This is a genomic window from Endozoicomonas sp. SESOKO2, from assembly GCF_024606245.1.
In the GTDB taxonomy this organism is placed as follows: Bacteria; Pseudomonadota; Gammaproteobacteria; order Pseudomonadales; family Endozoicomonadaceae; genus Endozoicomonas_A.
Genome location: NZ_JAHHPQ010000470.1, coordinates 1 through 4,112 on the forward strand (window position 1 = coordinate 1; position 4,112 = coordinate 4,112).

Here is a 4,112-nt window from a genome sequence, read left to right on the forward strand (position 1 = left end):
CGCGCAGGGGTATTAATAATCAGATCCTTGACTTCAATTGTCCTACCCACGGGGTGGGGCGCTTGATTTATAACAGCTTCCCTATCACGCCCTTCCGAACGAACCTGCCAGCCCGACTCCTGACCATCAACATGAGACGTTAATGTTAAGCGTGAAACCGAACTAATGGATGCCAGAGCTTCACCACGAAAGCCCAGGGTGCCGACACCTTCCAGGTCTTCCAGTTCAGAAATCTTACTGGTTGCATGTCTCGACAGGGCTAATGCCAGATCATCTTTGGCAATGCCATGTCCGTCATCACGAATACGGATTAATTTGACACCACCACTTTCTACTTCGACATTCACTCGTTTTGCGCCGGCATCAAGACTGTTTTCCAGCAGTTCTTTAACAACCGATGCAGGACGTTCAACCACCTCACCGGCAGCAATCTGGTTAGCAAGGCGGGTATCGAGTAAACGGATAGGTTTCATAGAGGTAGGTCAATCAGTCCGGTTTTATTGCCAGAAAGACTATCAGTCTCCATCAACTTTTGCCAAGTGGTTAGAATCCTGAAAGACTGAACGCTAAAGTTGGCACCCAACTAATGGTAAGATCCACCAGCGCAGGTGTGGCATTGTGGTCGTAATACAGCGCAGAAATCTCCTCCCTGAAATCCTTGAGTCGCCAGAGTGCAAGCATTGCCGGAATAAACTGATAACCCGGAGTGGAGTACCCCAGCAATGTCAATGCTGGCAATAATGGACCGGTAGAACCACAAATCTGCGCTATCTGCAGGATACGCCGTCCAATGTTTTCGTTGACTTCATAATCAACCTGATTTTTCAGAACGCTCTTAAGACCTGTCTTTAGCTGTTCTACCTTCTCCTCTGAGACAACATCGGTTACGACTCCCTTAACTTTGCCTGCTGCCGGAGACAGAGTATCGACTACTTTGAACAGAAACTCCCACACTTTATTTTCAAGCTCTCTCACAGGCATACCGGTCAGCGTATCAATCACTGGAGCTTCTTCCGGCTCTTTTTGTTCTGTTATCTGTTCTGCCAGAACTCCCGGTTCGCCGACCAGCCCGCGCTTTTTTTCCTGAGCTTCCAGCTCCCTTTGTACTTCTTTCTGCTTCCAAATCTGCTCAGGCATCAATAAACGTTGCCCGATAGCAACAGACCGGGGTGCAGAAGGTCCAGCCCCCCCTCTGACGACCAAATCAATAACAGGGTACTCTGTAATCACCTCATAGGATTCCAGCAAATCTGACAGATCGACTTTAGGCTCCTCAAGGCCGGGGGGAGAAAACGCCAGATTTTCAAACTCGGCAATGGACCGACTATCCAGCTTGGTAAAGGTATCGCTGAAAACCCGATACCCAGGCCGATTGACCCGGTTGTTCTCATTAAAAAGGTTATCCTGACCACGGTTCGACAGGTCATTGGATGATGACTGGTTCAGATGGGTGGGTAATGAGTGAACTAACGCCCTCAAATGCATAACCGGTTCCCCCCGGGATTTTTCACATAATGACACTTTATGGGAAAAAGCCCGGGAAGGAACTGACTAGCCTGTCAGCATGACTGACATTCTCTTCAGGTGTCTTTTAGTTGGGAATAACCAACATCTGTCCAGTTCTGATCGTATCTGACCGGCTGATATTATTGGCTGTTTTCAATGAACTCAGACTGATATCAAAACGACTGGCAATCTCTGACAAAGTATCACCGGCCTGAATCACATACTGGTCCGGGCGTGTATCTATTTTACCCTCAGCCTTGAGCCTGGCGACCAGAGTACCGGGCGGAGGTTTGTTCACAAAGTAGCCTTTTACTCCTTTGTATATCTGTCGGGCCATGGCACGCTGATGGTTTCGGGTTTTCAGCTTACGCCCTTCTTTAGGGTTGGAGATAAAGCCTGTTTCCACCAGGATAGAGGGAATATCGGGAGACTTCAGAACAACAAATGCAGCCTGCTCCACTTGCTCCTTGTGCAACCTGTTAATCGTACCAATATGCTTTAGCACCCTGTCACCGACTTCCAGACTGGAAGACAGCGTTGAGGTCATAGAGAGATCCAGCAAAACACCCGCCAGAATATCGTCTTTGTCGCCCAGGGATATGCCCCCTTCACCACCAATCAGATCTGACGAGTTTGCCCTGTGAGCAAGCCAGCGGGCAGTCTCCGAGGTCGCTCCCCCCCTGGACAGGGCATACACCGAGGCACCATTAGCACGGGGATCGGTAAAAGCATCAGCATGAATGGATATGAACAGATCGGCTCCAGCTTTACGAGCGATAACAGCACGTTCACGCAGAGGAATATAGTAGTCTCCGGTTCTCACCAGAACAGGCTCGAAACCGGGCTCTTTTTTCAACAGCGCAGCAAGGTCTTTGGAAATGTTCAGCGTGACGACTTTTTCATGCCCGCCACCATAGGCCAGTGCCCCCGGATCTTCGCCACCATGGCCGGCATCAATAGCCACAACAATATCTCTTGCAGAGGGAGTTTTAGTGGGCTCTTTTACCGGCCCTGCTGTTTTTGTCGAATCATCAAAGAGGTCCACCACAAGACGATAGCCGTATGTGGCATTGGGCTTAAGCAGGAAGCTTTTGCTGGTGACCTTATTTTTCAGGTCCAAAACAATGCGCAGGTCTTTCTTATTTCGGACACCATAGCGAATCTTGTTTATAGGGGTGGTACCGAGACGGGGACTGGCTACATTTTTAGTTTTTTGAGTGCCACGAATATCCAGCACCAGCCTTCGGGGGTTGTCCAGAAAGAACTGCGAGTGAGCCACTTCGCTGGAGACATCGAAGACCAGACGGGTTTTATCAGGAGAACGCCAGACACGAATATCATTGACCTGGGCTGCCGATAATGGCAGAGGTAACATCAGCAAAGCAGCAATAAAGAACTTCCTTATCCTTGACGACATTCTCCCTCCTGCCGTCCCTGCAGTTTTCTCAACAGACCCTGCCCGCGTTCGGTCCCTGCTTTGACCAGGGCCTTGCGTCCGGGCAGGTTGTAATCCAGTTGTACTTCCAGATCGGCATCTGGCAGAGCCCCCTCACCTTTGCAGGGCCACTCGATCAGACACAGACAGTCTTCTTCAAAATAATCCCGCCCTCCGATAAACTCAAGCTCTTCAGGATCAGCCAGACGGTACAGATCAAAATGATAAACCTGTTGACCTTCAATGCTATAGGGCTCAACCAGAGTATAGGTCGGGCTTTTAACCGCACCCTGATGACCAAGACTATGCAGAATACCCCGGCATAAAGTGGTTTTCCCGGCCCCCAGGTTTCCCACCAGATAAATGACGGCGTGACCGCCGCTTACTTCAGCCAGCTGCTTGCCCAGCTGAACCATTTCCTGCTCATTATCAATCAGCAGCTCAATCCTGCCTTCCATACACTCACTATTATCTTTACGTAGTCGGGTCACAGTGGCCACTCGTCGGGAACATCTCCTGGCCCTGGCAGCCCGTCGTCCAGAGTTAATGGCATCGGCTGTTTCAGGAGCGGAAGATCTTCGTTTGCTCATGGAAGGGAAAAATCTTGTGGTGGTGGGACCCGGTCTGGGAAAAGATCCTTGGGCCCGGGAGCTACTGACAGAAGTACTGCAAGCCGAGTGTCCTGTGGTGGTCGATGCCGATGGCCTCAATATTATTTCGGAAGATCCGGCGTTGCTTAAATATCGAAAGTACCCGATGATTCTCACACCTCATACCGGTGAAGCGGCGAGACTGCTGGAGACCCGAAGTTCAACCATTAGTGCTGATCGGGTTAAGGCTGCGAAAGAACTATTTAAGCGTTTCGGCGCGGTGGTCGTTCTAAAGGGGGCGGGTACACTTGTATACGACGGAAAAACCCTGAACCTCTGTTCTGATGGTAATCCGGGAATGGCTGTAGCGGGTATGGGGGATGTACTCAGTGGCGTAATTGCTGCACTGGCCGCTCAAGGGCTGGAGACCCATACTGCTGCAGCTTTGGGGGTCTGGTTACATGCGACAGGTGCAGACCATTTAGCAGGGCTTCAGGGCGAAAGAGGGATGCTGGCGCTGGAAACCGTGCCTTACATAAGAAGTCAACTGAATAAAATAGCAAAACAGCCTTGAGCTATAG

At 50.4% G+C, this 4,112-nt stretch carries 5 protein-coding genes; 1 reads left to right on the forward strand and 4 read right to left on the reverse strand.

The window, feature by feature from the left end; all coding sequences use genetic code 11:
* The 4 genes from mutL to tsaE all read right to left on the reverse strand — a co-directional run.
* On the reverse strand, positions 1 to 473 hold a 473-nt coding region (mutL, locus tag KDK17_RS10655), incomplete at its 3' end, for a DNA mismatch repair endonuclease MutL (protein ID WP_257288056.1).
* Positions 474 to 543: 70 nt separating this feature from the next.
* Entirely contained in the window at positions 544 to 1,485 is a 942-nt protein-coding gene (locus KDK17_RS10660) for a hypothetical protein (RefSeq protein WP_257288057.1), read from the reverse strand.
* A 106-nt stretch (positions 1,486 to 1,591) separates the two neighbouring features.
* Positions 1,592 to 2,923, reverse strand: a complete 1,332-nt coding sequence (locus tag KDK17_RS10665; RefSeq protein WP_257288058.1) for an N-acetylmuramoyl-L-alanine amidase — start codon at positions 2,921 to 2,923, stop codon at positions 1,592 to 1,594.
* On the reverse strand, positions 2,908 to 3,432 hold the full coding sequence (tsaE, locus tag KDK17_RS10670) for a tRNA (adenosine(37)-N6)-threonylcarbamoyltransferase complex ATPase subunit type 1 TsaE (RefSeq protein ID WP_257288059.1): 525 nt from the start codon (positions 3,430 to 3,432) through the stop codon (positions 2,908 to 2,910). The genes KDK17_RS10665 and tsaE overlap by 16 nt, the downstream gene beginning before the upstream one ends.
* 1 nt (position 3,433) lies before the next feature.
* On the opposite strand from tsaE, the gene KDK17_RS10675 reads away from it, so the two are divergent.
* Complete coding sequence (locus KDK17_RS10675; protein ID WP_257288060.1) at positions 3,434 to 4,105, forward strand: NAD(P)H-hydrate dehydratase; 672 nt, start codon at positions 3,434 to 3,436, stop codon at positions 4,103 to 4,105.
* The last annotated feature ends 7 nt before the right edge of the window (positions 4,106 to 4,112 follow it).

Bases quoted from the DNA above. Each gene is read 5' to 3' on its own strand.
- KDK17_RS10665 (WP_257288058.1), bottom strand. From the start codon at position 2,923: ATGTCGTCAAGGATAAGGAAGTTCTTTATTGCTGCTTTGCTGATGTTA.
- KDK17_RS10660 (WP_257288057.1), bottom strand. From the start codon at position 1,485: ATGCATTTGAGGGCGTTAGTTCACTCATTACCCACCCATCTGAACCAG.